The organism is Sphaerisporangium dianthi, from assembly GCF_042654065.1.
In the GTDB taxonomy this organism is placed as follows: Bacteria; Actinomycetota; Actinomycetes; order Streptosporangiales; family Streptosporangiaceae; genus Sphaerisporangium; species Sphaerisporangium dianthi.
This window is the reverse complement of record NZ_JBHSFP010000014.1, coordinates 1-24,822: the sequence shown is the minus strand read 5'-3', so window position 1 is coordinate 24,822 and position 24,822 is coordinate 1. Positions and strand designations below refer to the sequence as shown.

The 24,822-nt window shown below is 74.3% G+C and carries 12 protein-coding genes; 10 read left to right on the top strand and 2 right to left on the bottom strand.

All coding sequences use genetic code 11. The annotated features are described in order from the left end of the window. Nucleotides 1-8: 8 nt before the first annotated feature. The 5 genes from ACFO60_RS20645 to ACFO60_RS20625 all read left to right on the top strand — a co-directional run bounded on the left by ACFO60_RS20645 (nt 9) and on the right by ACFO60_RS20625 (nt 6,769). A complete protein-coding gene (locus ACFO60_RS20645; RefSeq protein ID WP_380842366.1) occupies nt 9-1,247 on the top strand; it encodes an FAD-dependent oxidoreductase in 1,239 nt (412 codons plus the stop codon). 92 nt (nt 1,248-1,339) lie between these two features. Continuing rightward, on the top strand, nt 1,340-2,689 hold the full coding sequence (locus ACFO60_RS20640; protein WP_380842364.1) for an NDP-hexose 2,3-dehydratase family protein: 1,350 nt from the start codon (nt 1,340-1,342) through the stop codon (nt 2,687-2,689). A 9-nt stretch (nt 2,690-2,698) separates the two neighbouring features. After that, the gene (locus ACFO60_RS20635) at nt 2,699-3,448 is read left to right on the top strand and encodes an NAD-dependent epimerase/dehydratase family protein (protein ID WP_380842362.1); all 750 of its coding nucleotides are present in this window, start codon (nt 2,699-2,701) and stop codon (nt 3,446-3,448) included. Nucleotides 3,449-3,477: 29 nt separating this feature from the next. Then, entirely contained in the window at nt 3,478-5,016 is a 1,539-nt protein-coding gene (locus ACFO60_RS20630; RefSeq protein WP_380842360.1) for a tryptophan halogenase family protein, read from the top strand. Nucleotides 5,017-5,029: 13 nt separating this feature from the next. Further along, nucleotides 5,030-6,769, top strand: a complete 1,740-nt coding sequence (locus ACFO60_RS20625; protein WP_380842358.1) for a cation:proton antiporter domain-containing protein — start codon at nt 5,030-5,032, stop codon at nt 6,767-6,769. On the opposite strand, the gene ACFO60_RS20620 is transcribed toward ACFO60_RS20625, so the two are convergent. Further along, nucleotides 6,763-7,989: a hypothetical protein gene (locus tag ACFO60_RS20620; RefSeq protein ID WP_380842356.1), complete on the bottom strand. Its 1,227-nt coding sequence runs from the start codon at nt 7,987-7,989 to the stop codon at nt 6,763-6,765. The two genes, ACFO60_RS20625 and ACFO60_RS20620, sit on opposite strands and share 7 nt — an antisense overlap. After that, a complete protein-coding gene (locus ACFO60_RS20615; protein WP_380842354.1) occupies nt 7,986-8,954 on the bottom strand; it encodes an ACP S-malonyltransferase in 969 nt (322 codons plus the stop codon). The genes ACFO60_RS20620 and ACFO60_RS20615 overlap by 4 nt, the downstream gene beginning before the upstream one ends. A 160-nt stretch (nt 8,955-9,114) precedes the next feature. On the opposite strand from ACFO60_RS20615, the gene ACFO60_RS20610 reads away from it, so the two are divergent. The 5 genes from ACFO60_RS20610 to ACFO60_RS20590 all read left to right on the top strand — a co-directional run. Further along, nucleotides 9,115-10,254: an acyltransferase domain-containing protein gene (locus ACFO60_RS20610; protein WP_380842352.1), complete on the top strand. Its 1,140-nt coding sequence runs from the start codon at nt 9,115-9,117 to the stop codon at nt 10,252-10,254. A gap of 145 nt (nt 10,255-10,399) precedes the next feature. Then, nucleotides 10,400-11,509 carry a cytochrome P450 gene (locus tag ACFO60_RS20605; RefSeq protein ID WP_380842689.1) on the top strand — a complete coding sequence of 370 codons (1,110 nt, stop codon included), beginning with the start codon at nt 10,400-10,402 and terminating at the stop codon, nt 11,507-11,509. A 15-nt stretch (nt 11,510-11,524) separates the two neighbouring features. Next, the gene (locus tag ACFO60_RS20600; RefSeq protein ID WP_417765084.1) at nt 11,525-18,991 is read left to right on the top strand and encodes an SDR family NAD(P)-dependent oxidoreductase; all 7,467 of its coding nucleotides are present in this window, start codon (nt 11,525-11,527) and stop codon (nt 18,989-18,991) included. A gap of 72 nt (nt 18,992-19,063) precedes the next feature. Continuing rightward, the gene (locus ACFO60_RS20595) at nt 19,064-23,467 is read left to right on the top strand and encodes a type I polyketide synthase (protein WP_380842350.1); all 4,404 of its coding nucleotides are present in this window, start codon (nt 19,064-19,066) and stop codon (nt 23,465-23,467) included. 29 nt (nt 23,468-23,496) lie between these two features. Next, nucleotides 23,497-24,822 (top strand): beta-ketoacyl [acyl carrier protein] synthase domain-containing protein (locus ACFO60_RS20590; RefSeq protein WP_380842349.1); only part of this gene is annotated, 1,326 nt, incomplete at its 3' end.

Genomic DNA, 24,822 nt, shown 5'->3' with positions numbered 1-24,822 from the left:
GCGCGCCGATGCCGGAGAGCCCGCCACACGTTTTGATCGTCGGAGGCGGGCTCGGCGGCCTGTGCGCGGCCCACGGCCTGCGGGCCGCCGGCATCGGCGTCACCGTCTTCGAGCGCGATCCGTCCCTGGACCACCGGCCGCAGGGGTACCGGATCCACCTCGACTCGCGAGGGGCGGGCGCGCTGCGCGAGTGCCTGCCCGACCCGCTGTACGAGCTGTTCACCGCCACCTCCGGGCAGCCGAGCAAGCGGGTCACCATCGTGGACGAGCGGCTGCGCGAGCTGCACGCCGTCGAGTTCGACGGAGTGTCGGCGGACGGTGACCCGGCGAGGTTCAGCGCCTCGGTCGACCGCATGACGCTGCGCCAGATCCTGATGGCGGGCCTGGACGACGTGGTGCGCTTCGGCGCCGAGTTCACCCGCTACGAGCGGGACGGCGACCGGGTGCGGGCCCGGTTCGCCGACGGCACGAGCGCCGTCGGCGACCTGCTCGTGGGCGCCGACGGCATCGGCTCGCGGGTGCGCCGCGAGCTCCTGCCGCACGCGCGCGTCGAGGACCTCGGCACCCGGTGCGTCTACGGCAGGACCTTGCTGGACGACCGGGTCGCCGCGCTGCTGCCGCCCCGGCTCGCCGAGGGCTTCATGTCCGTGCGGTCGGGGCGGGACGGCATGGCGCTCGGGCTCGTGCGGCTCAAGGAGGACCCGGAAAAGGCGGCCGCGCGGCTCTGGCCCGGCCTTCACCCGCGCTGGACGGGCGACTACGTGATGTGGGCCCTCGCCGTGCCCGCCGCCCGGCTGCCGGGCACCGACGCCGAACTGTCGTCCGCGGGCGGCGCCCACCTGCACCGGCTCGTGACCGAGCGCGTCGCCGGCTGGCACCCCGACCTCGTCCGGCTGGTCGAGGCCGCCGAGGTGGACCAGACCTTCTACGTCCCGATCAGGACCTCCGTCCCCGTCGACCCGTGGGAGCCGTCCGCCGTCACCGTGCTGGGCGACGCCATCCACGCGATGAGCCCCGCCCAGGGCTCGGGGGCGAACTGCGCGCTGCTGGACGCGGCGCTGCTGTGCCGCACGCTGTCGGCCGCCGTCGCGACGGGCGGGTCCCTGGTGGAGGCCGTCGGCGCGTACGAGCGGCGGATGACCGAATACGGCTTCGCCGCGGTGCGCGCCTCGCGGAAGGCGGCGTCCTCCTCCGGCGGCGGGCCGCTGGGCCGGATATTCCAGTGGCTCTGGCGGCTGTCGCACTAGTGGTATTCAAGTGGAATCCCATGTGACCTTTCCACCATGGGGTCATGTTTGACACGCCGGTCACGGCCGATGCCACCGGAATTCACAAATCCATGACGATCGCATTCTCGGGGACGCCGTTCCTGGAATGGTTCGAAGAACGGGGCGCGGCCCACGACTTCCGCGTCTCGCGCATTCCCCTCTCGAAGCTGCGGCGCTGGGGATTCGAGGCGGGCACGGGGAACATCGTCCACGACAGCGGGCGCTTCTTCCGCATCGAGGGGCTGCGCGTCCGCTCCGACTACGGCGCCTTCCCCACCTGGGACCAGCCGATCATCAACCAGCCCGAGATCGGGCTGCTCGGCATCATCGTCCGCAGGGTCGGCGGGGCGCTGCACTGCCTGATGCAGGCGAAGATGGAGCCGGGCAACGTCAACACGCTGCAGCTCTCGCCGACCGTGCAGGCCACGCGCAGCAACTACACCCGGGTGCACCGGGGCACCGGCATCCGCTACCTGGAGTACTTCGCCCAGCCCCGCCGCGGCCGCGTCCTGGTGGACGTCCTGCAGTCCGAGCACGGGGCCTGGTTCCTGCGCAAGCGCAACCGCAACATGGTCATCGAGGTGGACGAGGACGTCCCCGTCGGCGACGACTTCTGCTGGCTGTCCCTGGACGACACCCGCGCGCTGCTGGCCGCCGACAACCTCGTCAACATGGACGCCCGCTCCGTGCTGTCGTGCCTGGTGGGGGAGACGTCCCCGCCCGGGCCCGCCGCGGACGGCTTCCAGGCCGCGCTGGCGCGCTCCTACCAGCGCGGCACGGCGCTGCACGAGCCCGGCGAGATCCTCAGCTGGTTCACCGAGACCAAGGCGCTGCACGACGTCACCACCAGGACCGTGCCGCTGCGCGAGGTCGCCGGATGGCGCAGCTCCGCGACCGAGATCTCCCACCAGGACGGCAGGTACTTCAGCGTCGTCGGCGTCGAGGTCGAGGCCACCAGCAGGGAGGTGAGCCACTGGACCCAGCCGCTGATCGCCCCGCACGGCCACGGCGTGGTCGCGTTCCTGCTCAAGCGGATCCGCGGTGTGCTGCACCTGCTGGTCCACGCCCGCGTGGAGGCCGGGTACCTGGACGTGGTCGAGCTCGGCCCGACCGTGCAGTGCGTGCCCGGCAACTACCCCGACCCGGCGACCCGCCCGCTGTTCCTGGACTACGTGGAGGGCGCCGGCGAGGCGCAGGTGCGCTACTCGGCGGTCCTGTCGGAGGAGGGCGGCCGGTTCTACCAGGCGCAGAGCCGCTACTCCCTGATCGAGGCCGGCGAGGACTTCCCGATGGAGGTCCCCCCCGGCTACCGGTGGATGACCGCGGACCAGCTCGGCGGCCTGCTCACGCACAACAACTACCTCAACGTGCAGGCGCGCACTCTCCTTGTGGCGCTCGCCGCGCTCACGTCCCGGCGATAGGAGAAACCGATGGAGATCGTCGGACACGGGTTCCTCGCCCGCAACCTGCGCCCGGTCGCCGGCAGGCATCCGGACGTCGTCGCCGTCGCCAGCGGCGTCTCCTCCACGGCCGCCGTCTCCGACGCCGAGTTCCTGCGCGAGGCCACGCAGCTGTACGAGATCGTCCAGAGGTGCCGCAGCGCGCGGCGCAAGGTGGTGTTCTTCTCCACCGCCGCGGCCGCGATGTACGGTGCGCCCGTCGGGCACGGGCGCGAGGACGGCCCCGTCTACCCGTACTCGCCCTACGGGCGGCACAAGCTCGCCCTGGAGGCCGTGCTCGCCGCCTCCGGCGCCGACTACCTGGTGCTGCGCCTGTCCCACGTCGTCGGCGCCGACCAGCCCCCGCACCAGTTGCTGCCCGCGCTGGTCAGGCAGGTCATGTCCGGCACCGTGCGCCTCTACCGGGGCGCCCGCAGGGATCTGGTCGACGTCGTGGACGTCGTCGCCGTCCTGGACGGACTGCTGTCCGCCGGCGTGTCCAACGAGGTGGTCAACGTGGCCTCCGGCCAGGCCACCCCCGTGGAGCTCATCGTCGAGCACATAGAACGACGGCTCGGGCGCGTGGCCGCCAAGGAGCTCGTGGAGATCAGCGGGAGCCACTCGGCCGCGCCGATCTCGGTCGAGAAGATCCACCGCCTGGCCCCGGGCACCATGGGCGACCGCGACTACCGGACGGTCCTGGACAAGTACATCCCCGCCACGGTCGGCGCGACCACATGAGCGGCGCATCCACTACGAAGGGGTCGAACATGGTGCGAAGAGTTGTCATCGTCGGCGGCGGCACCGCGGGATGGATGACCGCCACCTACCTCCAGGCCACCCTCCGGGACAAGGTCTCCATCACGCTGGTCGAGTCGGACCGCGTGCCCACCGTCGGCGTGGGCGAGGCCACCTTCAGCACGATCCGCGGCTTCTTCCAGACGGTGGGCCTCGCGGAGCAGGACTGGATGCCCGCCTGCAACGCCACCTACAAGCTCGCCATCCGCTTCGAGAACTGGCGCGAGCCCGGCCACCACTTCTACCACCCGTTCGAGCGGCTGCGCGTCGCCGACGGCTTCACCCTCGCCGAATGGTGGCAGCGGTACGGCGGCGGCGAGCGCTTCGACCAGGAGTGCTTCCTGATCTCCGCCCTCTGCGACGCCAAGCGCTCGCCGCGCTTCCTGGACGGCAGGCTCTTCGAGGACGCCGTCCCCGACGGAGAGGAGGGCCCCGCGACGCTGAGCGAGCAGGTCACCCAGTTCCCCTACGCCTACCACTTCGACGCCGCCCTGCTGGCCGGCCACCTCATGCGGCTCGGCACCGGGCGCGGCGTCACCCGCGTGGTGGACGACGTGCTCGCGACCCGCCTCGACGAGCGCGGCTGGATCAGCCACGTCGTCACCCGCGAGCACGGGGACCTCCACGGCGACCTGTTCATCGACTGCACCGGCTTCAGGGGCATGCTGATCAACCAGGCGCTCGGCGAGCCGTTCGTCTCCTACGCCCGGGAGCTGCCCAACGACCGCGCGGTCGCGCTGCGCGTGCCCAGCGACGTCGAACGCGAGGGCATCAGGCCGTACACGACCGCCACCGCGATGGACGCCGGCTGGATCTGGACCATCCCCCTGTACGGCAGGCTCGGGATGGGATACGTCTACGCGAGCGACCACGCCTCGCCCGAGGAGGCCGAGCGCACGCTGCGCGACTTCGCCGGCCCGGCGGCCCGCGACCTTGAGGCCAACCACATCCGCATGCGCATCGGCAGAAACCGGAACTCCTGGGTCGGCAACTGCGTCGCCATCGGCCTGTCCAGCGGCTTCGTCGAGCCGCTGGAGTCCACCGGGATCTTCTTCATCCAGCACGGCATCGAGCAGCTCGTCAAGCACTTCCCGGCCGGCGGCCACGACGACGGTCTGCGGCGCGACTACAACCGGCTGATCGCGCGCTGCATGGACGGGGTGCGGGAGTTCCTGTTCTTCCACTACTACGGCGCCGCGCGGGCCGACACCCCGTACTGGAAGGCCGCCAAGACCCGCGACCTGCCCGACGGCTTCGCCGAGCGGCTGGCGTCCTTCGAGCGCCGGCTCCCCGACACCGAGAACATCTGGCCGCACTACCACGGCTTCGAGCCCTACTCGTGGACGTCCATGCTGCTCGGCCTCGGCGGCCTCACTCCGGCCCCCCGGCCCGTCCTGGACCTGCTGGAACCCGCGGGCGCGCGGCGGGAGTTCGCCGAACTGCGGCGGCGGGCCGAGTGGCTGGCCGCCGAGCTGCCCAGCCAGTACGAGTACTTCACGGCCAGGCACTGAAGGCGGGTGAGCCATGTCAGCCGACCAGATCGTCGAGCACCTGTGCGTCGCGCTCGTGGCCATCTGGGTCGCGGCGGCGGTCCTCGCCAGGGCCGCCGCCCGCCTGGGCCAGCCGCCGGTGCTCGGCGAGATCGCCGCGGGGATCCTGCTCGGCCCGGTGGCACTCGGCCGGTTCGCGCCGGGCCTGCGCGCCTGGCTGCTGCCCGCCGACGTCATGCCGTACCTGTCCGTGCTGGCCTCGGTCGGTCTCGCGCTCTACCTCGGCGCGCTCGCCTACGGCCTGGACCCGAGCCCGCTGGTGGGCAGGGCCGGACTCATCGCCAAGGTGGCGGCGGGCTCGTTCGGGCTCCCCCTGATCCTGGGGTTCGGGGCCGGCGCCGCGCTGCTGGCCTGGAGCCCGGTCACCGAGACGGCGAGCGCGCACCCGGCCGCGTTCGTCCTGTTCGTCGGGGTCGCCCTGGCCACCACCGCGATCCCGGTGCTGGCCCGCGTCGTGGCCGACCTGCGCATCACCGAGAGCGTCCCCGCCATGATCGGGATCGCCGGGGCGACGGTGACCGACCTGCCCGCCTGGGTGCTGCTCGGCGTCGCCTCCGCCTTCGCCCAGCCCGGCCCGTCCTCCTGGGTGTCCGCCGTGGTCGCCGGCGCCGCTCTGCTGGTCGCCCTGGTGGCCGCGCGCAGGGTGCTGCGCGGGCGCTTCGGGCGCTTCCTGCGCGACTTCGACACCGGGCCGGCCGCCGCGCTCGTGCTGGTGGGCGCGGCCGGCAGCCTCGCGCTCGGCCTGCACGTGGTGTTCGGCGCGCTGTGCGCGGGGGCGATCCTGCCGAAACGCGACGACGGGAGCTGCGACCCGCGCATCCTCGCGCCGATGCGCACCGTCGGCAACGCGCTGATCCCGATCTTCTTCGTCGTCTCCGGAGCCTCGGTCGACCTGTCGGCGCTGCCGCCCGGCGCCCTGCTCTGGCTGGCGCCGATCCTGCTGGCGGCCGTCGCGGGGAAGATCGGCGGCGGCTATCTGGGGTCGCGCCTGGCCGGGCTGCGCGGCGACGACGCGCTCATCGTCGGGGTCCTGCTCAACACGCGCGGCCTGACCGAGATCGTGGTGCTCACCGTCGGCCTGCAGGCGGGCCTGCTCGGCAAGGGGATGTACTCGCTGTTCGTCCTCATGGCACTGGTCACCACCGCCATGACCGGGCCGCTGCTCGGCCGGCTCACGCACCGGACGGCACGCGTGGTGCCCGCGCCGGTGGCGCCGCGGCCGGCCGGACTGGACGTCCAGGCGCTGAAGGACATGATGAGCATGTTCCCGACCGGCGTGGCCGTCGTCACGACGCTGGACGGCAAGGGCGTCCCGCACGGCCTCACGTGCTCGTCGCTGTGCAGCCTGTCGCTGGACCCGCCGCTGCTGCTCGTCTGCGTGCACAACCGCAGCGGCACCCTGGCGGCGATCCGCGCCGGCGGCGCCTTCGCGGTGAACCTGCTGCACCACGAGGGCTCACAGGCGGCCGAGGCCTTCTCCCGGGGAGGCCGGTTCGCCGAGATCGAATGGCGTCCGGCCGAGCTGTGGTCGTCGCCCGCCCTGGTGGACCACGCGCACGCCGTCGCCGAGTGCCTCGTGCACCGGCTCATCAGGATGGGCGACCACACCATCGTCGTCGGCAGGGTCGCCCAGATCACGGTGCCGCGGCCCGGCGCCGTCCCGCTGGTCTACGGGCGGCGCCGGTACGCGGGCTGGGCGGCGGCCGATCAGTAGATGCCCTCGGGCGCCTGCCTGCTGACCTGGAGCGGGCGGACGTTGGCCACCCCGTCGACCGGCCAGCGCCCGCCCGTGTCGTAGCGCAGCGCCTGGTCGCGCTCCAGGACGTTCGGCAGGAACAGGTCCTCGTGCAGCACGGTCAGCATCACCTGGCCGAGGCCGCCGTACGCGGGCGTGCGCCGCCAGTCCTGCTTGTCCACCACCGACATGGTGACGTGCGGGTAGTTCGGCACGTACGGCAGCACCGCGCCGTCGCGCTCGGCGGGCAGGCTCGCCGCGTTGCCGAAGGTGTTGCCGTAGCTCAGCCCGACGATCCCCTCGCCCGTGCCGCCGGCGAGCGCGGCGCGGAAGGACCGCCACATGGCCGCGGTGATCTGCGTGCCGCTCAGCCGGACGCCGCCCAGCGCCGCGACCAGCTCGGGCTCGCGCCTGACGAGCGCCTGGAACAGCGCGGGAGTGGTGCTGAGGTGATCGACGCGCTGGGTGCGCAGGACGGTGGCGATCTGGTCCACCACGTGGCCGGTGTAACGCTCGGCCTCCTCGAGCCTGCCCTCGCGCAGCAGCCGTTTGATCCAGCGCGGGTCCAGGTCGATGCCGTGGACGCGCGAGCCGTACAGCTCCGACAGCTCCCACCAGCCGTTGCCGATGAGGTGCGGCCCCGTGGGGGTCGCCTGGATCCAGGACCGGCCCGGCAGGAAGCCCTCGGTGACGAACGACCAGCGCCGCCACACCCCCCGGTGCGTGATCATCCGTGGCGTGTAGAAGACCCGGCACGGGTCGCCGGTGGTGCCGCCCGACTCCCACACCCGGCCGACCAGCGGACGCGGCACGGCCATGGGCACGAGGTCCTCGGGGTCGAGGTCGCGCAGCAGCGGCAGCGGGAACGGGCCGAACGCCCGAAGTTCCTCGTAACGGGTGATGTCGCGGGGGTCGAAGGGCAGGCCGGCGGCCCGCTTCAGCCAGAACGGCGTCCCGGTGCCGGGGTCGAAGTGCCGGCGCACCACGTGCCGCGTCCAGGCGTCCAGGTCGGTCTGCAGCCAGCGGGCGGTCATCTCGTCCATCCGGGCCTGTCCGGCCGCGAACCGGCGGCCGCCCGGAGCGTCCGGGCCTTCCGGAACGCCTGGGCCGCCCAGGTCGTCCGGGGCGCTCAGGTCGTCCAGGTAGTCCGGGGCGTCCGGCGTCGGCGGCGCGGTCGGGAGCGGGGACGGGTCGATCATCGTGCGCCTCCTGCGGAGAGCTGGACGCCGAAGTCGTGGATGGCCGTCAGCGCCTCCGGCAGGTGTTCGGGGGACTCCACGTGGACGACCTGGACGTTCGGCGACTCGAGGAACAGGTCGACCTGGGCGGGGCCGAGGAGCAGCGCGAGCTCGACCTCGTGGGCCTCGAGGCCGGCGAAGACCTGCGGCAGGCTCACCCGCGCGACCGGATTGAGCCGGAACTCCTCGCGCACCTGCTCGGCCGTGGTGAGGGGCCGGGGGGTCATGCACGAGCACAGCGGGATCGCCGGGTCGCGGAACGGCGTCGCCGTCAGGGCCGGGTCGAGGAAGTCGACGAGATACTGCGACAGCGGCGAGTGGTAGGCCGCCACCACGTCCTTGGGGATCCTGACGGTCCCCTTCGGCAGCCGGGCGGCCAGCTCGTCCAGGGCGGCGCGGTAGCCCGCCAGCAGGAGCATGCGGTCACGGCCGCCGCCGACCACGCCGAGCTCGGCGGCGACGTACAGCCGGCCGCCGTTCACCAGGTCCTCGCCGCGCAGGAGGTCCGCGAGGTCCGCCTCGGCGGGCACCACCAGCGCGGCCACGCCCTGCGCGGGACCGGGGGGCGGCGGCGCGTGCCGCAGCCGGGCCAGCAGCTCGAACAACCCCTGCCTGCTGAGGGATCCCGCGATGCAGGCGCTGATCCGGCCGCCGAGGCTGAGGCCGCCGACCACGTCCGGGCGCACGCCGTGCTCGGCCAGCACGTCGCACAGGCCGAGGACCACGGCTGCCTGCCGGATCGCGCCGACCTGGCGGAACTCCTGCTGCGCGGGCAGCTCCCAGGCGAGCAGCCTGCCGACGGAGAGGCCCGTCCACTCGTGCACCCGCGCATAGAGGTCGCGCACGGCCGGAAAGCGCTCGTAGAGGTCGGCGCCGGTGCCCGGCTGGTCGTTCAAACCTCCGTCCACGATATACGCAAGTGCCATGAATACTCCTCATCGTAAATTCCCCGCGATTCTTTCCGCCGATCCTCGAATAAGGCTCGAGCCCGGCTCGGGCGACGTCGCGAGCGCATTCTCTCGCCATCGGATATGTGCTGTAATTCCGCATTGTCGACGTTTTCGAGGAAACGGGGCGGAGTCTTTGGTGGCGGTGGTGTTCGTCTTTCCTGGACAGGGGACGCAGTGGGCCGGAATGGCCGACGACCTCATGCGCGAGTCGGCCGTGTTCGCCGCCAGCATGCGCGACTGCGACCGCGCCCTCGCGCCGCACACCCGGTGGTCCCTGCTCGAAGTCCTCCAGGGCACGGCCTGGCTGGACCGGGTGGACATGGTGCAGCCGGCCCTGTTCGCGACCATGGTCTCGCTCGCCGCGCTCTGGCGCGCCCACGACGTCGAACCGGCGGCCACGGTCGGGCACAGCCAGGGCGAGATCGCGGCCGCGTACGTGTCGGGCGCGCTCACCCTCGGCGACGCGGCCAGGATCGTCGCGCTGCGCAGCGCCGAACTGCGGTCCCTCGCCGGAGGCGGCGGCATGCTCTGGGTCTCCTGCTCCTGCTCCGGACTGCGCCCGTGGCTGACCGGCGGGGTGTCGGTCGCCGCGGTGAACGGCCCCGCCTCCGTCGTCGTCTCGGGGGGCGCCGCCGAGCTGGAGGCTCTGCGGGCCGGGCTGAACGCGGCCGGGATCAGGGCGCGCAGGCTGCCGGTGGACTACGCCTCGCACTCCGCCGAGGTGGAGCCCATCAGAGGCCGCCTGCTGGAACTGCTCGCGCCGACCGCGCCACGGCCGGCGCGGGTGCCCATGTACTCGACGGTCACGGGCGAGTGGATCGACACGACCGGGCTCGACGCCGGCTACTGGTACCGCAACCTGCGCCAGGCCGTCGAGCTGGAGCAGACCGTCACCCTGCTCGCCGAACGCGGGCACGGCGTCTTCGTCGAGGTCGGCCCGCATCCGGTCCTCGGGCCGGCGCTGAAGGAGACCCTGCGCGAGGCCGGCGCCGCCTCCCTGGTCGTCGGGTCGCTGCGCCGCGGCCAGGGCGGCATCGGCACGTTCCTCGCGGCGCTGGGAGAGCTCCGGGCCGGCGCGCCCGCGAGCGCCCCGGGGGCGCGCGGCCGGCACGCCGCCGGCCGCGGTCATCGAGAAAGGGCAGACCATGAGCCACGCCCGTCCGGCCACCCGGCTCCAGGACAACCCGCTGTACGGGTTGCTGGATCCGCGGGCCCGCCCGGACCCGTACCCGATCTTGTCCCGCCTCCGGGAGGCCGGCCCTCTGCGGACGGATGACGGGACGCTGATCATCGGCGACCACGCCACCTGCCTGGCCGCCCTGCGCGACCCCGCCCTCGGGAACGACACCCTCCGGTCCCCGGCTCTCGCGGGCCTGTTCGACGCCGGCGCGGACGGGGCCGTCCTGGAGTCGATCTTCTTCATGGATCCGCCGGACCACGGCCGTCAGCGGCGGCTCGTCTCCAAGGCCTTCACCCCCCGGATCACCGCCAGATACGAGCCGTGGATCCGCGGCATCGTCGACGACCTGCTCGACGGCCTGCAGGATGGCCCGCACGACGGCCATGGCCTGCAGGATGGCCCGCACGACGGCCATGGCCTGCAGGATGGTCCGCACGACGGCCATGGCCTGCAGGATGGTCCGCACGACGGGCGGGCCGCGGCCGGCCCCGGCGAGTACGGCTCCTTCGACGCGGTGCGCGACTTCGCCGCGAAGCTCTCCATGCGCACGATAGGCGAGCTCATGGACATCCCCGCGGGCGACCTGGACATGCTGAAGGAATGGTCGGACGAGCTCGCGCTGGCCACCGAGGTGCCGACGCTGGTGGCCGCGTTCCGGAGCCTGGACGTCTTCTCACCGGAGGAGCTCGCCGGCTTCGGCAGGGCGTCCGTCGCCATCCACGCCTACTTCGCCGACCTGATCCACAAGCGGCGCACGCACCCCGGCGAGGACCTGATCTCCAGCCTGATCCAGGCAGAGGACCAAGGACGCACCCTCGCCAGGCACGAGGTGACCAACGTGCTCGCCACCCTCTTCGCCGCCGCGCACGAGTCGGTGACCAACCTGGTCGCGAACGGGCTGCTCGCGCTGTCGCGCAACCCCGGCCAGCTCGCGGCGCTCCGCGAGGACCCCTCCATCGCCCCGCTGCTGGTCGACGAGGTGCTGCGGTACGACGCCCCGGTGCAGCTCACCGCCCGGGTCGCGCTCGGCCCGACGCGGCTCGGCCCGGCCGCCGTCGAACCCGGCGCCATCGTGATCCTGCTGCTGGCCGCCGCCGGCCGCGACGAGGCCGCCTACCCGCGGGCCGGCGACTTCCTCGCCGGCCGCCGCGCCAAGGGCATCGGCCTCGCCTTCGGAGCGGGCGCTCACTACTGCATCGGCTCCAGCCTGGCCAGGCTGGAGGCCGCCATCGCCTTCACGGCCATCGCCGAACGGCTCACCGCCTTCGAGGTCGAGGAGGAATCGCTGGCCTATCGCAGGCACGTCGTCGTACGCGGCCCGCGCCAGATGACCGTCCGCCACCGCCGCTGACCGCCTGGAGACGCCGTGCCGACCGACGAGGACAAGCTCCGGCAGTACCTGAAGAAGGTCACCGCCGACCTGCGCCGCACCCGCGAACTCCTGCGCGAGGCCGAACGGCGCGACGACGACCCGATCGCCGTGGTGGGCATGGGATGCCGGCTGCCCGGAGACACCGACTCGCCCGCCGAGCTGTGGGACCTGGTCGCGCAGGGCCGCGACGCCGTCACCGGCTTCCCCGCCGACCGGCACTGGGACCTGGACCGCCTGTACGACCCGCACGCCGAGCCCGGGACGGCGGGCGTCTCCTACGTGCGGGAAGGCGGATTCCTGTCCGGCGCCGGGCGGTTCGACGCCGCGTTCTTCGGGATCTCGCCGAGGGAGGCGCTCGTGATGGACCCCCAGCAGCGGCTGCTGCTGGAGGTGGCGTGGGAGACGCTGGAGTCCGCCGGGATCGACCCCGGCACGCTGCGCGGCGGCCGCACCGCCGTCTTCACCGGAACGGCGGGCAACGACTACGAACTGCTGTGGAAGCGGTCAGGCGAGTTCTTCCCGCACGGCGTCACCGGCAACAGCACCAGCGTGCTGTCCGGCCGCATCTCCTACCACTTCGGGTTCGAGGCGCCCGCGATCACGATCGACACCGCCTGCTCGTCCTCGCTGGTCGCGCTCCATCTGGCCGCCCACTCGCTGCGGCGAGGGGAGTGCGACCTCGCCCTGGCGGGAGGGGTCACCGTCATGGCCACCCCGGCCGCGTTCGTCGAGTTCTGCGGGCAGGGCGTGACCTCGCGCACCGCCCGCTCGAAGTCCTTCGCCGCCGCCGCCGACGGGGCGATCTGGGCCGAGGGCGCCGGGCTGCTGCTGCTCCAGCGCCTTACGGACGCCCGGCGCGACGGCCGCCGCGTGCTCGCGCTGCTGCGGGGGTCGGCGGTCAACCAGGACGGCACGAGCAACGGGCTCAGCGCGCCGCACGGCGCCGCGCAGCGGCAGGTGATCCGCGCGGCGCTCGCCGACGCCGGGCTGTCCGCCGGGGAGGTGGACGCGGTCGAAGCGCACGGCACCGGCACCACGCTGGGCGACCCGATCGAGGCGGCGGCGCTGATCGCGACCTACGGGCAGGATCGGGCGGACGGGAAGCCGGTGTGGATCGGCTCGCTCAAATCGAACATCGGCCACACGCAGGGCGCCGCCGGCGTCGCCGGCGCGATCAAGATGATCATGGCGATGCGGCACGGCGTGCTGCCGAAGACACTGCACGTGGACGCGCCCACGCCCGAGGTCGACTGGAACGCAGGCGCCGCCCGCCTCCTCACCGAGCCCGTGGACTGGCCCCCGACCGGCCGCCCCCGCCGCGCGGCCGTCTCCTCCTTCGGCATCAGCGGCACCAACGCCCACCTGATCCTCGAAGAACCCCCTCCACCCCCACCCCCCTCAACCCCACCTTCCTCAGCTTCACCTACCGCCCCGCCCACCGCTCCTGCCATCCCCCCGCCGCCCAACCCCGGCGCCAACCCCGGCGATGTCCCACTCCTCACCCCCGGCCCTCGCAGCCACATAGGCGGCGACCCGATCCCCGCACCCGGCGGTGACCCGGTCCCCATCTCCGTCCCGGGCGCAGTCTCTGGCGGCGACTTTGTCGGCGGCCCACTCCCTGTTCCCACCACCGGCCCGGCCTCGGTCCCTGACGTCAGCCCGGTCCCCGGCCCCGGTAGCGGCATTGGCGGCGACCCGGGCCCCAGCCCCGTCCGTGGCGGCGGGTCGGGCTGCGTTGCCGGGGGTGGGTCGGTGCCCGTGCCGTGGGTGGTTTCGGGGAGGTCCGAGCAGGCGTTGCGGGCTCAGGCGCGGCGGTTGCACGACTTCGCCGGACGCGATGTCGCGTCCGGCCCGGCCGACGTCGCCCTCTCGCTCGCCACCACCCGGGCCGCGTTCCGCCACCGCGCCGTCGTCCTCGGAGCGGACCGCGACCAGCTCCTCCGCGGCCTGAGCAGGCTCGCCGCCGGCGAACCTGACGCCAGAGTGGTCGAGGACGTCGCCGCTCCCGGTCCGCTGGGCGTCCTGTTCCCCGGCCAGGGGTCCCAGCGCCCAGGCATGGGCGGCCGGCTCGCCGCCGCGTTCCCCGCCTTCGCCGCGGCGTTCGACGACGCGTGCGGGCACCTGGACCCCCACCTCGACCGCCCTCTGCGCGAGGTCCTCCACGCCGCGCCCGGCTCGGCGGCGGCCGAACTGCTGGACAGGACCGACTACACGCAGGCCGCGCTCTTCGCCGTCGGGGTCGCCCTGTACCGCCTGATGGAGTCGTGGGGCGTGCGCGCCGATGTGCTGCTCGGGCACTCGGTCGGCGAGATCGTCGCCGCGCACGTCGCCGGCGTGTGGTCGCTGCCGGACGCCTGCCGCCTCGTCGCGGCGCGCGGCCGCCTGATGCGGGATCTGCCGGCGGCCGGCGCGATGCTCTCGGTACGGGCGACGGAGGACGAGATCGGCGCGCTGCTCGCGGGCCGTGCGGGCCGGGTCGGCGTCGCGGCGGTCAACGCGGCCGACTCCGTCGTCGTGTCGGGAGACGCCGCGGAGGTGGAGGAACTCGAGCGGCTGCTCGCCGGCCAGGGACGCAGGACCAGGCGGCTGCGGGTGAGCCACGCGTTCCACTCCCCGCACATGGACCCGATGCTCGCGGACCTGGCCGCCGTCGTGGCCACCCTCACCGCCCGCGAACCGGTCATACCGGTGGTGTCGAACCTGACCGGCGAGGTCGCCACCGCCGCCGAGCTGAGTTCGCCCCACTACTGGGCCGACCACGTGCGGCGGGCCGTGCGCTTCCACGACGGGCTCCGCACCGTGCGGGCCCGGGGCGTCACCGCGCTGCTGGAGCTCGGGCCGGGCGCCGTGCTGTCCGCCCTCGCGCAGAAGGACGCGGACGCCGGCGAAGCCGTCGTCCCGGCACTGCGCGGGAACCGCGACGAGGCCGAGAGCGTCATGTGGGCCCTTGGCCGGCTGCACGCCCACGGCACCGGCGTGGACTGGCCCGCCGTCTTCGCCCCGGCCGGGGCCCGCCGGGTCGAGCTGCCGACCTACGCCTTCCAGCGGGACCACTATTGGCTGGCCCCCGGCGACCGGGCCGGCGACGTCACCGCTGCAGGGTTGGACTCTCCGGGCCATCCGCTGGCCGGCGCCGTCCTGGACCTGGCCGACGGCGGCGGCCTGGTCATGTCCGGAAGGCTGTCCCTGCGGGAGCAGCCGTGGCTGGCCGGGCACAGGGCGCACGACACGGTGATCCTTCCCGGCGCGGCGTTCGTCGAGCTCGCCCTGCGCGCCGGGGACGAGGCCGGGTGCGACCTGATCGAGGAACTGACCCTGCAGGCGCCGCTGCCCCTGCCCTCGACCGGCGGCGTGCGCGTCCAGGTCGTGGTCGGCGCCCCGGACGAGTCGGGACGCCGTTCGCTGCTGATCTCCTCCCGGCCCGACGACGACGGCCGGCCCGGCGTTCCCGCCCCAGCCCGCTGGCGCGCGCACGCCGGCGGATTCCTCACCACACGACGCCCCGCCCCGCCCCCGCCCGAGCGGATGCCGCCCAAGTTGACGTTTCCCGAGTCGATGCTTCCTGAGTCGACGCTTCCTGAGTCGATGCCGGCCGAGTCGATGCCACTGGAGCCGACGCTGCTGGAGTCGGCGCCGCTGGAGTCGATGCGGGCCGAGTGGATGCGGGCCGAGCCGATGCCGGCTGAGTGGCCGCCGCGGGGCACGACGGAGGTCCCGTTCGAGGGGGGCTATGACGAGCCGGTCGCCGGGCTGGCCTACCGCTACGAGGGAGCCTTCCGCGGCTTGCGATCGGCATGGCGGCGCGAGCTTCCCGGTGGCGGCGCCGAGGTCTTCGCCGAGGTGGCGCTGCCCGCTGACGCGGCCGGCGACGCGGGACGGTACGGACTGCACCCCGCGCTGCTCGACGCCGCGCTGCACGCCGTCGGCCTCGGCCCCTTCCTCGCAGCCGTCGACGACGGCCGCGGCAGCATGCCGTTCTCCTGGTCCGGCGTGGAGCTGTTCGCGTCCGGCGCGTCGATGCTGCGCGTGCGGATCACGGGCGCGGACGGGCACGTGTCGCTGACCATGGCCGACGGCGACGGCGCCCCGGTGGCGTCGGTGCGGTCGCTCGCCTGGCGGCCGGTGCCCGCCGAGCCCGTGTACCTCCAGCCCGGCCCCGCCGCCGAGGAGTCGCTGTTCGGGCTGGACTGGGTGCCCCTCCCGGTCACACCCGTGCCGTCCGGCTGCCGGTGGGCCGTCCTCAGCGCGGCCTTCGCGGACTCGGACGACTCCCCATCGGACGCTCCGGCAGGCGATGACGTCTCCAACGACGGCAATGGCGCGTACGCGGACCTCGACGCGCTCGGAGCCGCGATCGACGGCGGCATGGCGGTGCCGGACGCGGTGCTGCTCCCGCTCCCGTCCCCATCACCGGCGGACGATGACCTGCCCGGGCGGGTGCGAGCACGGCTGCTTCGGATGACGGAGCTGCTCCAGGCATGGCTGGCCGACGAGCGGTTCGCCACGGCACGCCTGGTCGTGCTGTCGCGCGGGGCCGTCGCCGTCTCCGGCGAGGAACGGCCGGACCTGCTCGCGGCTCCCATCTGGGGCCTGGTGCGCTCCGCCTTGGCCGAGAACCCCGGCCGCCTCCTCCTCCTCGACACCGACGCCCTCCCCCTCAACGCCAAGAACCTCCCGCACGACCCGGACGCCCTGCCGTCCGGTGCCGAGGGGCTTCCGCTCGGCGCCGGCGATGTCCCGTCCGACGCCGAAGGCCTCCCGCCCGATGTCGGCGATGTCCCGCCCGGCACCGAGGACCTCCCCTCCGGCACCGAGGACCTCCCCTCCGGCATCGACGATCTCCCGTCTGACGCCGACGATGTCCCGTTGGGCGCCGACGACGTTCCGCCGTTCGGCGCCGACGCTGGGCCGGCGTTGCGGGCGGCTGCGGAGGCTGCGGTGCGGGCGGGCGAGCCGCAGGTGGCGATGCGGTCCGGCGAGGCGTTCGTGCCCCGGTTGCGGTCGGTGGCCGCCGACCGCCTGCTGGCCGCGCCCGCCGGCGCGCCGGCCTGGCGCCTGGACAGCACCCGGCCGGGCACGCTCGAAGGCCTGGCCCTGCTGCCCTGCCCCGAGGCCCTCGAACCGCTCGCGCCCGAGCAGGTCAGGGTGGCCGTACGGGCGGCGGGCGTGAACTTCCGCGACGTGCTGATCGCGCTGGACATGTATCCGGGGAGAGCGGTTCCCGGCGCCGAAGCCGCCGGCGTGGTGGTGGAGTGCGGGACCGCGGTGCACGGCCTGAAACCCGGCGTCCGCGTGATGGGCGTCTTCGCCGGGGCCATGGGCACGGTCGCCGTCATCGACCACCGGCTGGTGACGCCCATCCTCGAGGGCTGGTCGTTCGAGCGCGCGGCGTCCGTCCCCATGACCTTCCTGACCGCGTACTACGCGCTGAAGGACCTGGCCCGCGTGCGGCCGGGGGAGTCGGTGCTGATCCACTCCGGGGCGGGCGGCGTGGGCATCGCGGCCGTCCAGATCGCCCGGCACCTCGGCGCGGAAGTGTTCGCCACGGCGAGCCCCGGCAAGTGGGCGACCCTGCGCGCGTACGGCGTCGACGAGGCCCACAGCGCCTCCTCCCGGACGGTCGACTTCGAGCCGCGCTTCCTCGCGGCCACCGGCGGGAGGGGTGTGGACGTGGTGCTGAACTCGCTCACCGGACCCTTCCTGGACGCCTCGCTGCGCCTGCTGGCCCCGGGCGGCCGGTTCATCGAGATCGGGAAGACCGACCCGCGCGACGTCGCCGCCGCCCACCCGGAGATCACCTACCGGGCGTTCGACCTCGTCGCCTCCGCCGGGCCGCGGCGGGTCCAGGAGATGCTGCGCGAGCTGGTCGCGCTGTTCGCCCGGGGCGCGCTCGTCCCGGCGCCGCGCCGCGGCTGGGACCTCCGCCGGGCCGAGGAGGCCCTGCGCCACGTCAGTCACGCCCGGCACGTCGGCAAGGTCGTGCTGACCGTCCCCCGCCGCCCCGACCCCGGCGGGACGGTGCTGATCACCGGCGGATCCGGACGGCTCGGCGGGCTGCTCGCCCGGCACCTGGTCCGGGAGCACGGCGTGCGGCATCTCGTGCTCGCCGGGCGCGGAGCCCGCACCGGGCACGGCGCCGCCGAGCTGGAGGCGGAACTGGTCGCCATGGGCGCGCACGTGGTGCGGGCCGCGTGCGACGTGGCCGACCGCGAACGGCTCGCCGAGCTGCTGGCGGGCATCCCGGACGAGCATCCGCTGACCATGGTGGTCCACGCCGCGGGGGTGCTCGACGACGGGGTCATCGGGTCGCTGACGGCCGAACGCCTCGAAAAGGTGCTGCGGCCGAAGGCGGACGGCGCCTGGCACCTGCACGAGCTGACGAAGGATCTCGACCTCGCCGCGTTCGTGTGCTTCTCGTCCGCGGCCGGCGTCTTCGGCACCGCCGGGCAGGGCGCCTACGCGGCGGCGAACTCGTTCGTGGACGCCCTGATGGCATGGCGCCGGAGTGAAGGGCTCCCCGGCACCTCGCTGGCCTGGGGCCTGTGGGACCCCGGCCCCGCCACCGGCGGCGCGCCGCCGACCGGCCCGGGAGGCGCGTCCGCGGACGGCGTCCCAAGTGGCGGGACGGCCGCGGGAGCGGCGGCCGGTGGCGAGACGCCCGCGGGAGTGGTGGCCGGTGGCGGCATGGCCGCGGGAGTGGCGGCCGGTGGCGAGACGGCGGCGGGAGCGGTGGCCGGTGGCGGGATGGCCGCGGGGCTGGCGGCCGCGGACCGCGCGCGGATCGCCCGCACGGGCGTGCGCGCGCTGTCCGCCGAGGAAGGGCTGGCGCTGTGGGACGCGGCGATGGGCTCCGATCGGGTGCTCCTCGCGCCGATCGGCCTCGACCTTCGCATCCTGGCCGGCCTGGGAGAGGCCCTCCCGCCCCTGCTGCGCGCCATGGCCGTGCGTCCGGCGCGCCGAGCCGTGGCCGGACGCACTGCGGGCGCGCCCGCCGAGACACCGGAGGCGCTGACGCGGCGGCTCGCGGCCCTGCCGCCCGGCCGGCGCCGGGGCCGCCTCATGACGCTGGTGCGCGGGCAGGTCGCCGCCGTTCTGGGCCACGCCTCGGCCGAGGACGTCCCCACCGGCGCCGTGCTGCGCGACATGGGTTTCGACTCGCTGACCTCCGTGGAACTGCGCAACCGGATCAATGCCGCGACCGGCCTGAGGCTCCCCGCGACCCTCGTCTTCGACCATCCGACGACGGCGGCGCTGGCCGAGCACCTCAGCGTCCTGATGGCCCCCCACACGACCGGCGCCCCCGGCGCCCCCGGTGCCGCGCCGGACGACCCGCCGGCGACCCGCCGGCTGGTGGCCGAGGACGACCCGCCGGCGGCCCGCCAGGCGGTGGCCGACGACATCCGGTCGGCGTCCGTGGCGGACCTGCTCGCGTTCGTGGACCGCGAATTCGGCTCCGGCTAGACCGAGGGCCCCGAACGCCCTGCCGAATCGCCCGGAGGTCCCCGTCGAATCGATTGTTGGGAGCGGTGTCCGATGTCCGATGACCCGAGGCTGGTCGAATACCTCAAGCGCGTGACGGCCGAGCTGTACGAGACGCGGGCGCGCCTGCGCGACGCCGAGGCGAACGCGCGGAGCGACGGCGAGGCGAACGCGCGGAGCGACGGCGATCCGGTGGTCGTGGTCGGCGTGGGATGCCGCTTCCCTGGAGGCGTGGCCTCTGCTGACGACCTGTGGGACCTGGTGGCCCGCGGAGGTGACGCGGTATCGGACTTCCCCGCGGACCGGGGATGGGACTTGGAGGGCCTGTTCGACCTGGCCGGCGACGACAGGGCGCCGTTCGCGATGGCCGGCGGCTTCGTGCGGGAGGCGGCCGGCTTCGACGCGGCGTTCTTCGGCATCTCGCCCCGCGAGGCGCTGGTGATGGACCCGCAGCAGCGGCTGTTCCTTGAAGTGGTGTGGCACGGCCTCGAGTCGGCGGGCATCGATCCGGCAGGGCTGGCGGGCGGTGCGGCCGGGGTGTTCGCCGGGGTGATGGGCGGCGACTACGCCTCCGGCCTCGCCGGCGTTCCGCACGACCTGGTCGGCCTGGTGGGGGTCGGGAACGCGGCCGGCGCCGTGTCCGGCCGGGCCGCGTACGCGCTGGGCGTCCACGGCCCGGCGATATCGGTCGACACGGCCTGCTCGTCGTCCCTCGTGGCCGTGCACCTGGCGGTCGCCGCGCTGCGCCGGGGGGAGTGCGATCTGGCGGTGGCCGGCGGGGTGACCGTCATGTCGTCCCCGGCGCGCTTCGCGGAGTTCTGGCGGCAGGGCGGGCTGGCGCCCGACGGGCGGTGCAAGGCGTTCGCGGCCGAGGCGGACGGAACGGCGTGGGCGGAGGGGGCGGGAGTCGTCGTGCTGGAACGGCTGTCGGCGGCCCGGGCCGCCGGCCACCGGGTGTGGGCGGTGGTGGCCGGCAGCGCCGTGAACCAGGACGGCGCCTCCAACGGGTTCACCGCGCCGAGCGGCCGGGCGCAGGAAGCGGTGATCAGAGCGGCGCTCGCGGACGCGGGGGTGCGGTCGGACGAGGTCGACGTGGTCGAGGCGCACGGGACCGGGACCAGGCTCGGCGACCCGATCGAGGCGGCGGCGCTCGCGGCCGCCTACGGACGCGGCCGGGACGGGGGACGGCCGCTGTGGCTCGGCTCGGTCAAGTCGAACCTCGGGCACACCCAGGCGGCGGCGGGAGTGGCCGGGATGATCAAGATGATGATGGCCATGCGCCACGGGACGCTCCCCGCCAGCCTGCACATCGGCGCGCCCACTCCCCATGCCGACTGGGACGCCGGGATACGGCCGCTCACCGAGCCCGTCCCCTGGCCCGCCACCGGACGGCCCCGCCGCGCCGGAGTCTCGGCCTTCGGCGTCAGCGGCACCAACGCCCACCTCATCCTCCAGGAGGGCGAGGAACGCGCGCCCGCGGCAGGAGGACCGCACCCCGGAAACGCCGCCGCGCCGTCCGGGCCGACCAGAGCCTCCGTGACGGCGTCCGGGCGGTGGTCGCCCTGGGTGTTGTCGGGGGCGAGCGGTCCGGCTCTGGCGGCGCAGGCGCGGGCGCTGCGTGAACACCTGGCCCGCCTCCCGGAAGGATGGGACGCCGCGGACGTGGCGTACTCGCTGGCCACCACCCGTACCCACCACCCCCACCGCGCCGCGATCGTCGGGCGCGACCGGGATGACCTGTTCGCCGGACTCGCCGCGCTGGCCGCAGGGGACGCCGCGTCGCACCTGGTCACGGGGCATGTCCGCGACGCCGCCGCGACCGCCGCGTTCCTGTTCCCCGGACAGGGCGCGCAATGGCGCGGCATGGGCGTGGAACTGCTGGACTCCTCACCGGCCTTCCGCGACCAGATGGCCGAGTGCGAGAAGGCCCTCGCCCCGTACGCGGACTGGTCGCCGGTCGCCGTCCTGCGGGGCGACGCCGGGGCGCCCTCCATGGACCGCGTGGACATCCTGCAACCGGTGTCACTGGCGGTGACGATCTCGCTGGCCGCGCTCTGGCTGGCGTACGGGGTGAGGCCCGCGGCCGTCGCCGGGCACTCCCAAGGAGAGATCGCCGCCGCGTGGCTCGCCGGGGCGCTCTCGCTGTCCGACGCGATGATGGTGGCTGCCTTGCGCGGACGTGCCCTCGCGCGGCTGTCCGGCCTCGGCGGCATGGCCTCGGTGGGACTGCCCGAGGAGCAGGCCAGGGAACTGGCGCTGCCGTGGCGCGACCGGCTCACGATCGGCGCGGTGAACGGCCCGCGGACCACGGTGCTCTCGGGCGACCAGGACGCGCTGGCCGGGTTCCTGGCCGAGTGCGCGTCGCGGGGCGTCCGGGCACAGCGGATACCGGTCGATTACGCCTCGCACTCCCCGCAGGTGGAACGGATCCGCGACGAGGTGCTCCGCCTCCTCGCCCCGGTCGCCCCCACGCCCCCCGAGCTGCCGTTCGTGTCCGGCGTCACGGGGCAGTGGGCCGACCCGGCGGTGGACCGGCTGGACGCCCGCCACTGGTACCGCAGTCTGCGGGAGCCCGTCCGTTTCGACCGGTCCGTCGCGACGCTGCTCGCCGACGGGCACAGAGTGCTCATCGAGGTCGGGCCGCATCCGGTGCTCGCTCCGGGCGTCCGGGAGACCATCGACGAAAGCGGCGTCCGCGCCTGCGTGCTCGGCACGCTGCGGCGGGACGACGGCGGGCTCGACCGGTTCCTGTGCTCGCTGGCAGAGGCACACGTCGGCGGCGTGCCGCTCGACTGGCACGCGGTGTTCGAGGAGAGCGGCGCGCACCGGATGGATCTGCCCGGGTACGCCTTCCAGCGCGAACGCTACTGGCTGCGCCCCGTGCTCCCCGCCGTCCTGCCCCCGGAAGCCCCCGCCCCCACGCCGCCGCCCGTCCGGCCGAGCCCGCCTCCACCACGCGCGACGGAGCCCGGCACAGAGCCTGGTGAGGCGAGCCTTGAGGCGCGCGGTGAGGAGCCTGGTGAGGCGAGCGGTGGGGAGTGCGGTGAGACGCGTGGTGGGGTGCGTGGTGAGGAGTTGGCTCGGCTGGTCGGAGGGCACCTCGCCGCAGTGCTGAGGTACCCCTCTCTCGACGGGTTCCCCTCTGACGCCACCTTCCGTGATCTCGGGCTGGAGTCGACGGCCGCCGTGGAACTGCGCAACCGGATCGCGATAGCCACCGGAGTCGAGCTGCGGCTCACCGATGTCCTGAACTATCCGACGGTGCGCGACCTCGCCGAACGCCTCGAAGCGCTCGTCTCGGAAGCCACCTCGCACCGGGCGCCACCGGCGGGGCCGGACACGACGGCGGGACCCGCCGAGCCGCAAACGGGCACCGTCCCCACGGATGCGTCTGCGGATGCCGGTGCGGACGCGCGCGGGGGTGCGGGTGCGGACGCGGACACGCACGCGGGCGCTGGTGGGGGTGCGGACGCGGACACGCACGCGGGCGCTGGTGGGGGTGCGGACGCGGACGCGGATAGAAGTGCGGTCGCGGGTGCGGATAGAAGCGCGGGTGCGGATGGGAGCGCGGGGGTGGGGGCGGCAGGAGTCTCGGTCCCCGCGGCGGGCGGCGGTGGGACGGAAGGCCGTGACAGCCTCGTCTCCCTGTATTTGCGCGGGGTCGAGAGCGGCAGGGCGAACGACGCCATGCGACTGGTCCGCGCCGCCGCACGGCTGCGCGACACTTTCGGCCCCAACGCCGCCCCCGGCGCCGCAACGCTGGTCAGGACGGCGACCGGGAGCACGCGGCCGGCGCTGGTGTGCGCGGTTCCGCCCGTGGCGCCCATCACGGACGTGGCCTACTCCTTCCTCGCCTCCGCGCTCCCCGAACCGAGGGACGTCTGGACGCTGTGGCCGCCAGGGTTCTCAGAAGGACGCCCGCTGCCCGCCGACCTTCCCGCCCTCTTCAACGCACTGCGGAGCGCGATCGAGGCACGGTTCGGCCCGGCGCCCGTCGTGCTGGCCGGCTACTCGTCCGGCGGCTGGATCGCACGCGGCCTGGCCGAGCACCTGGAGGCGGCGGGCCGGCCCGCCGCGGCCGTCGTGCTCTTCGACATTCACCTGCCGGTGGCCGAGATGGACGACGTGCGCGCGGCCTTCATGCGCGAGCAGGCGCGGCGGCGCGACCTGTTCGCACGGGACGCCCGGTCGGCGCCACCGGGCGCGCAACTCAGCGCGATGGGCGGCTACGTCGGGCTGTTCGACGGCTGGGCGCCGACGCCGATCGGCACGCCCACCTTGCACCTCAGGGCGTCGCGGACGCTCCCAGGAGTCCCGGCGACCGCGCCGGAGGACCAGTTTCCCGGTCGGCTCCTCCACACCTCCGCCTCGTTGCCCGGCGACCACTTCACCCTGCTGTCCCAGCACGCGGCCGAGTCCGCCAGGGCGATGCACGACTGGCTCGCCGAGGTCCTGTGAGAGGCCCAGGCCGAAGGAAGGGAGCGGGCGTGCACACCGAGGACGCGGTCGCGGTGGTCGGGCTGTCCTGCCGGTTCGCGCGCGCGGCGGACCCGGCCGCGTTCTGGCGCCTGCTCCGGCAGGGGGAGAGCGCCGTCACGCGGGTGCCCGAAGACCGCTGGGACGCGAATACGAACGCGGACACGAACGCGAATATGAACGCGGACACGGACGCGGACACGGACACGGACACGGACACGGACACGGACGCGCGGGCCGCCGGTGCGCCCGGCGTCCAATGGGGTTCCTTCCTGCCGGGCATCGACCGGTTCGACGCCGGCTTCTTCCGCGTCTCGCCGCGCGAGGCCGCCGCGATGGACCCGCAGCAACGGCTGGTGCTGGAACTCGGCTGGGAAGCGCTGGAAGACGCCGGCCTGGTGCCCGCGCGCCTGCGGGGCGGCCGCACGGGAGTGTTCGTCGGTGTCATGCGGGACGACTACGCGAGGCTGGCCCAGAGCCTCGGAGTGGATCCCGCGGCCCGGCACACCTTCACCGGTCTGCAGCGCAGCCTCATCGCCGATCGCCTGTCCTACTTCCTCGGCACGCGCGGCCCCAGCATGACCGTCGACACCGGCCAGTCGTCGTCCCTGGTCGCCGTCCACCTGGCCTGCCGCAGCCTGCTCGCCGGCGAGTCGGAGCTCGCGCTCGCCGGCGGGGTCAACCTGAACATCGTGGCGGCCGGCGCGATGGAGGCGGCCGGGTTCGGCGGCCTGTCGCCCGACGGCCGCTGCCGCACCTTCGACGCGGGGGCGAACGGCTTCGTGCGGGGCGAGGGTGGCGGCCTGGTCGCGCTCAAACCCCTGGCCGCGGCCCTCGCCGACGGGGACCCGGTCTACTGCGTGATCGCCGGCAGCGCGGTCGGCAACGACGGCGGCGGCGGCGGGCTCACCGTGCCGAGCCGGCTCGCCCAGGAGCAGGTGCTGAGGTTGGCGTACCAGGACGCCGGCGTCGATCCGGCGCGGGTCGGGTACGTCGAGCTTCACGGCACCGGCACCAGGATCGGCGACCCGATCGAGGCCGCCGCCCTCGGCGCCGTGCTCGGCGCCGCCCGTCCGCCCGGCAGGCCCTTGCCGGTGGGATCGGTCAAGACCAACCTCGGACACCTGGAAGCGGCGGCCGGCATCTGCGGCCTGATCAAGACCGCGCTGGCGATCCGGCACCGCGAGCTGCCCGCCTGCCTGAACTACACGACCCCGAACCCGGACATCCCGATGGAGGAGCTGCGGCTGCGCGTCTGCTCCGAGCACACATCGTGGGGCGAGCCCGGCGTTCCCTTGGTCGCCGGAGTCAGCTCCTTCAGCATGGGCGGCACCAAC

What these genes read in the sequence shown, in the direction of transcription:
- ACFO60_RS20645 (WP_380842366.1), top strand. Translation starts at nt 9, where the DNA reads ATGCCGGAGAGCCCGCCACACGTTTTGATCGTCGGAGGCGGGCTCGGC.
- ACFO60_RS20640 (WP_380842364.1), top strand. Translation starts at nt 1,340, where the DNA reads ATGACGATCGCATTCTCGGGGACGCCGTTCCTGGAATGGTTCGAAGAA.
- ACFO60_RS20635 (WP_380842362.1), top strand. Translation starts at nt 2,699, where the DNA reads ATGGAGATCGTCGGACACGGGTTCCTCGCCCGCAACCTGCGCCCGGTC.
- ACFO60_RS20630 (WP_380842360.1), top strand. Translation starts at nt 3,478, where the DNA reads ATGGTGCGAAGAGTTGTCATCGTCGGCGGCGGCACCGCGGGATGGATG.
- ACFO60_RS20625 (WP_380842358.1), top strand. Translation starts at nt 5,030, where the DNA reads ATGTCAGCCGACCAGATCGTCGAGCACCTGTGCGTCGCGCTCGTGGCC.
- ACFO60_RS20620 (WP_380842356.1), bottom strand. Translation starts at nt 7,989, where the DNA reads ATGATCGACCCGTCCCCGCTCCCGACCGCGCCGCCGACGCCGGACGCC.
- ACFO60_RS20615 (WP_380842354.1), bottom strand. Translation starts at nt 8,954, where the DNA reads ATGGCACTTGCGTATATCGTGGACGGAGGTTTGAACGACCAGCCGGGC.
- ACFO60_RS20605 (WP_380842689.1), top strand. Translation starts at nt 10,400, where the DNA reads ATGGATCCGCCGGACCACGGCCGTCAGCGGCGGCTCGTCTCCAAGGCC.
- ACFO60_RS20595 (WP_380842350.1), top strand. Translation starts at nt 19,064, where the DNA reads ATGTCCGATGACCCGAGGCTGGTCGAATACCTCAAGCGCGTGACGGCC.